General features: G+C 43.9%; 5 protein-coding genes and 2 pseudogenes. All 7 read left to right on the top strand.

Going from position 1 to position 6043, the window contains the following annotated elements:
- The first annotated feature begins 267 nt into the window (after positions 1–267).
- Positions 268–600, top strand: a complete 333-nt coding sequence (locus tag ACE1CM_RS28875; protein ID WP_374882300.1) for a hypothetical protein — start codon at positions 268–270, stop codon at positions 598–600.
- A 528-nt stretch (positions 601–1128) separates the two neighbouring features.
- Positions 1129–1320: a hypothetical protein gene (locus ACE1CM_RS28870; RefSeq protein ID WP_374882299.1), complete on the top strand. Its 192-nt coding sequence runs from the start codon at positions 1129–1131 to the stop codon at positions 1318–1320.
- Positions 1308–2199: pseudogene (locus ACE1CM_RS28865) on the top strand (reverse transcriptase N-terminal domain-containing protein). Before ACE1CM_RS28870 ends, ACE1CM_RS28865 begins: the two are co-directional and overlap by 13 nt.
- A 77-nt stretch (positions 2200–2276) precedes the next feature.
- Positions 2277–3182: a group II intron reverse transcriptase gene (locus ACE1CM_RS28860; protein WP_374882298.1), complete on the top strand. Its 906-nt coding sequence runs from the start codon at positions 2277–2279 to the stop codon at positions 3180–3182.
- Positions 3183–3226: 44 nt separating this feature from the next.
- Entirely contained in the window at positions 3227–3448 is a 222-nt protein-coding gene (locus ACE1CM_RS28855; RefSeq protein ID WP_374882297.1) for a hypothetical protein, read from the top strand.
- Positions 3449–3788: 340 nt separating this feature from the next.
- A complete protein-coding gene (locus ACE1CM_RS28850; protein WP_374882301.1) occupies positions 3789–3980 on the top strand; it encodes a zinc ribbon domain-containing protein in 192 nt (63 codons plus the stop codon).
- A gap of 829 nt (positions 3981–4809) precedes the next feature.
- A pseudogene (locus tag ACE1CM_RS28845) lies at positions 4810–6043 on the top strand (reverse transcriptase domain-containing protein); the annotation flags it as partial.

The following is a 6043-nucleotide window of genomic DNA, read 5'->3' as shown; positions in this document are numbered from 1 at the left end:
AAAATAAGGAAGAAAAATAAGGAAGAAAAATAAGGAAGAAAAATAAGGAAGAAAAATAAGGAAGAAAAATAAGGAAGAAAAATAAGGAAGAAAAATAAGGAAGAAAAATAAGGAAGAAAAATAAGGAAGAAAACTACTGCTAGTCCGCTCACATGTTTTGTTAGTAAAAACGGTGCGACAGGGGAGCCTTGGAAAGACGGAAAAGTTGATAAAGATGGCAATATTAAAAAGAATCGCCGCAGTGCAGGCGAGATTAAAATAACTTCATTGCCGCAACTAAAAGCTGCTAGACCTTGGTATGCTCAAATAGATGCAACAGTACTACAGCAAAACGTCAAGCGATTGGATGTTGCTTACAAGAAATTCTTTGAAGGTAGAGGATTTCCAAAATTCAAAAACAGCAGCAACTTTACATCGTTGACCTACGGGATGGGAATCAAAGTGCAAGGAAGTAAGATTTACCTAAGCAAATTAGGTAGGATGGGGTTCCATAACTCTAGACCTGTCCCAGATGGGTTTGAAATCAAAGCTGCAAATGTTCGCCAACGCCAAGATGGTTGGTATATTTCGGTCGTGCGATTCGTTCAGTTTAAACCATAAAAAGGAGGACAACTGGCTTTGGTTGAGTAACCCACTAAGGGTAGAGTTCGCACTTAAATCCTCAACGATTGACAACTCACTATTCATGCATGGTTTGGTAATCTAGCCTAGCAATAGCTCAGACAGCTAGAGGAGAAAGGGAAAAGTCAAAGCAACCCAGCTTTAATCATAACCCAATCCAAAATACACCAAGTCCTACTGTCCTAGTGCGGGATTAAAAGCACACAAACTACCAGACAACTGGTAGCCCCTACATCCAAGACTGACCATCAAAGGTGTAAAGCGGGGGTGAAAGCAGGAATAGGTGGTAATAGCTGAAAGCACCTACTGCAAGCAAGAGTTTATGGGTAGAGCAGGCAAAGTGTCGTTAAACCATCGTTACATACCACCAAGGGAAATAAGCTTGTAGACTTGTTCTACCTCTTGGGTCAGAAATAGCTGGCAAGGATAGAGACTATCAGGTTGACCGACCGAGATAGCGCACCTCTCTAAACCCCGGTGGATAGACACACCCTAAAGACTCAACCAATGGATAGTGGGAACGAAGAAACCCCTTTATATGCTCCTGAAATCCAACAGGTAGGTAGTCGAACCACAAGCAATGAAGGGGCGGGATGGTTCTTGAAGCAAAAGCCCAACTCGAAACAACGAGTAATGCCTGAAAAGGGATGGTGCAACCACCGGGATAAGCAGACAACAACCGCAGTGTGGGAAAGCTAAAGGAGTTAGTAGTTGTGGAAAAGCCTAATTCAGATTTAGAAATAAATACTGAGGAATGGAAACAAATCAATTGGGCGAAAGCCGAGCGATATGTTTTTAAGCTGCAAAAACGCATTTATGCTGCTTCCCGCCGTGGCGATGTCAAGCGAGTCCGCAAGCTTCAAAAGACGTTGGTGAGGTCTTGGTCTAATAGAATACTAGCGGTGCGAAGCGTGACACAAGAAAACCAAGGTAAAAAGACGGCTGGCGTGGATGGTGTCAAATCACTACCCCCAAACGCACGTCTTGAACTTGCAGGGCAATTGAAACTCACAGGTAAATCCAAACCCACACGTAGGGTCCCGATTCCCAAACCAGGTAGAGAAGAAAAACGCCCATTAGGAATACCCACTATTTACGACCGCGCACTACAAGCTGTAGTAAAAGCTGCGCTTGAGCCAGAATGGGAAGCGGTTTTCGAGCCAAATTCCTACGGCTTTAGACCCGGAAGGTCGTGCCACGATGCGATAAAACAGATTAAACTATGTATACAACAAAAAGTTAAAAAAATACGTGCTAGACGCGGACATTGCCCGTTGTTTTGACCGCATCAACCATGAAGTATTGCTTCAAAAGCTTAACATCAAAGGAAAAGTCAGGCAACAAATAAAAGCTTGGCTCAAATCTGGTGTGATAGATTCTGGAGCATTTACCTCTACATCTCTTGGTACACCGCAAGGCGGAGTAATTTCTCCACTACTTGCGAACATAGCCCTCCACGGTATGGAAGAAAGGATAAAGCAAGAATTCCCCAGAATGTCACATACAGGAAGGGAGACTTGGTTTCACAAAAGGGGGCATGAATTTAAGCCCCCAAACGTCATACGTTATGCGGAGTGATACTCGATGAAGACATAGCTGTTGTCCAAAGATGCCGAGAAATTATCTCGGAATGGTTAGGAGGCATTGGACTTGAATTGAAACCAGAAAAAACCCGGTTAACTCACACATTTAATTCTGAATTAAGTGAGGATGGTAAAGCAGGATTTGACTTGTTAAGTCATCATTTTCGGCAAGCGACTGCCGGGAAATACCGCAGCAGAAAATCTGAAGGTAAAATACTAGGTTTCAAAACCCTCATCACCCCATCCGCGAAGGCGAGTAAGGCGCATCAAGAGGAGGTCGGAAGAATCATCACAAAACATAGGTCTTCGCCTCAAGCGAAATTAATAAAAGACCTCAACCCTGTTATAAGGGGATGGACTTCCTATTATTCAAACTCCGACGCCAAAACAGTCGGAGAATTATCAAAACAAGACCACCTCACATACCTAAAACTTCAGAGATGGGCAAAACGTCGTTGTCAGAAATCCAAGAAAGCTCGTAACAAGTATTGGACTTCTATCGGCGGCAATAACTGGGTATTCGCAACCAAAGAAGGAAAAGCGAACCCCCTGAGGTTACTATCACACAGTGAGGTTAGCTGTAGCAGCACCGACTATGTGAAAGTTAAAGGCGATAAAAGTCCTTACGATGGCGACCTGGTTTACTGGAGTTCAAGATTAGGGACACATCCTGAAATGCCTAATCGTAAGGCTAAGTTGTTAAAGCAACAAAAGGGTAAATGTCTGGCGTGCGGATTAAGCTTCCTTGATTGGGATGTAATTGAAGAAGACCACATCATCCCCAGAGCTATGGGCGGCAAGGATGAATACAAAAACCTTCAACTATTACATCGGCACTGCCATGACGAAAAGACCGCAATCGACCTGAAGGAGATCAGGAAGAAAGACCACTCTAAATTCCTAGAAAAACTTTCTAAATTCCTAGAAAAACTTGACTGGGAATGGATTGATGATATTCCGTTCTTTAAAAGGTTTTAGGTCAGGAAGTCCGGAATGACAAACGGACAACACACTGAGTAGCCGTGTGCCGTGAAAATGGCACGCACGGTTTCGGATGGGAGGGGAGGAACAGTAATGTTCCCCTCGACCCTAACAGGATTGAAGATAAAACCGTACCCGATTATGGTGCTAAGCCTTTAGCAGAAGTTAAAACAATCCTTGGTTGCGATTTAGGGGTTACTAAACTGGTACATCTTTCCGATGGTTACCAGTTTGATAACCCTAAATTTGGTTGGAATCAATAAAAGAACCAAGCAGCTTCTTAAGGTTAGGCAACGCCGAGTTAACCGGAAAGTTAAAGGTAGTAAGAAACACTTTAAAGCGGACAAGAAAGTTGGACGCTTGCATAAGAGGATTACAGATAGGCGACAAGCTCGCTCAGTGGCATGTGGCACAATCTATTGTCGATAGGCGAGGAGATGCTATGGCAATAGAAGATCTAAACGTTGCCGGGATGTTACGTCGCTGCCAGGTGAAGAAAGATGAAAAAAGTGGGAGGTTTTTACCAAATGGACAGTCCAGAAAGAAAGGATTGAATCGCGCTATATCGGATGCTGCTTGGAATGAATTGATGCGTGAAGATAGATTATCTGGCTGCGTTCGCGAAGCGCGTGCCGGAGGCATCAGCGAGGAAAGGTCACCATCAAAATTAATCCCAAATATTCCAGCACTGAATGCAGAAAATGCGGTCATACAGATGCCAGCAATCGCGACGGTGAAAAGTTCATCTGCGACGCTTGTGGTTTTTACGCGCACGCTGATATTACGGCAAGCTAAAACCATCCGAGATAGAGCGTTGGAAATGGTACGTGGGGACTGGGCGAGTGCGATTCGTTTCTCAGAAATGAGTAACAATGCTCAAGGATGAGAGCTTCAGTAGAGTAACCCATACATACGGGTTGAGTTCGCACTTAAATCCTCTACTGATGACAACTTACAACCTATGTAGGTGAGGAAACCTAACCGAGCCAACAAGCAATGACAGTTAGGAGAAAAGAGGAAAGATGAAGGACTCACCAACATCATAACTCTACCCTTGAAAACACCAAATCCTACCGCCCTGGTGCGGGGTTGAAAGCACACAAACAACCTAGTTTTAGGTTGCCCCTACAAAAGAGACTGACGATCAAATTTGTAAAGCGGGGGTGAAAGCGGCAACAGAAGGTAATAGCTGAAAACGTCTACCGCAAGCAAGAGTCAATCGATAGAACAAACACAAACGAAGTGTCGATGAACCATCGCTAGTCCGCACCAGGGGAAATAAGCTAAGCCTGAAAAAGGCACCCCTGAGTTGGAAATAGCCAACAAGGGTAAGGTCTATCAAGATTTCGCGACTGAGATAGCGCACTACCTAAAACCCCGGTGGATAGACACATCCTAAAGACTCAAATCAATAGGTTGTAGCAACGAAGTAACCCTCATGTATGCTCCTTATGCGGTCAATTAATCAGCTAGACAGTCAAACCACAAGCTACATGATGAAGCGATGGTTCAAGAAGCTTTCGCCTTGCCTGAATTAACAGGCAACGCCTGAAAAGGGATGGTGTAATTACCTGGATATGCTGACATGAATCGCAATGTGTTAATGCTAGAGGTTCAAGTAGCAATGAATAAGCCTAAGTCAGATTCGCTCCTGAATACTGAAGGATGGAAGAATATCAATTGGCCTAAAGTTGAACGATATGTCTTCAAGTTGCTCTCATCGCATCTACGCTGCTTCCCGTTGTGGCAATGTCAAGCTTGTCCGCCAACTCCAAAAGACACTGATGAGGTCATGGTCTAATAGAGTCTTATCGGTTCGTAGGGTAACAGTAGAAAACCAAGGTAAAAAGACAGCCGGAGTGGACGGGGTAAAATCCCTATCCCCAGAAGCGCGTCTAGAACTAGGAGGACGATTAAAACTCACTGGTAAATCCAAACCCACCAGAAGAGTTTGGATACCCAAACCAGGAAGAGAAGAAAAGCGCCCATTAGGAATACCCACGATATACGACCGAGCTTTACAAGCCGTAGTCAAAGCTGCCCTAAAGCCAGAATGGGAGGCGAGTTTTGAACTAAACAGCTACGGTTTTAGACCTGGAAGGTCATGCCATGATGCGATACGGCAAATCAAAAGCGCCATACAACAAAAGGCTAAATTTGTTTTGGATGCAGATATAGCCAAATGTTTTGACCGCATCAACCATTTAGCCCTACTCCAGAAACTCAACATAAAGGGTAAAGTCAGACAATAAATAAAATCCTGGCTTAAATCTGGAGTCATACACCAAGGGGTATTTACTGCTACATCCCTTGGAACACCACAGGGCGGGGTTCTCAGCCCGCTTTTGGCAAATATAGCCCTCCACGGTTTAGAAGAAAAGCTCAAAAAAACAGCAGAATCCCTCGATATCAGATATCCTGATGGGAAACAAACAAACAAAAGGGATAAAAGAGCCTCATTAACCTTTGTGAGGTACGCAGACGATTTTGTTGTTCTACACGAGGATAAAACAGTTGTCCAAGGATGCAGAGAAATTATCTCTGAATGGTTAAACGGTATAGACTTGGAATTAAAACCTGAAAAGACAAGACTAACCCACACCCTCAAACCAAAGCTAAGTGAGGATGGTGTTGCAGGATTTGACTTTTTAGGTCATCACATCCAACAACACCCAGTTGGTAAATACCGGAGTGATAGGGACTCCAAAGGTAGGATATTGGGTTTTGACACACTCATCACCCCATCAAAGAAGGCAATTAAGGCTGATCAAGATGGAATTAAAGGAATCATCTTAAAACATAGGTCGTCACCACAAGAGGCGCTAATTAAAGACCTTAACCCTGTAATCAGGGGATGG

The organism is Microseira sp. BLCC-F43 (assembly GCF_041929235.1).
Taxonomy (GTDB): Bacteria; Cyanobacteriota; Cyanobacteriia; order Cyanobacteriales; family Aerosakkonemataceae; genus Microseira.
This window is presented reverse-complemented; position numbering and strand designations above follow the sequence as displayed.

Coding starts and splice junctions, on each gene's coding strand:
- ACE1CM_RS28870 (WP_374882299.1), top strand. CDS start 1,129: ATGGATAGTGGGAACGAAGAAACCCCTTTATATGCTCCTGAAATCCAA.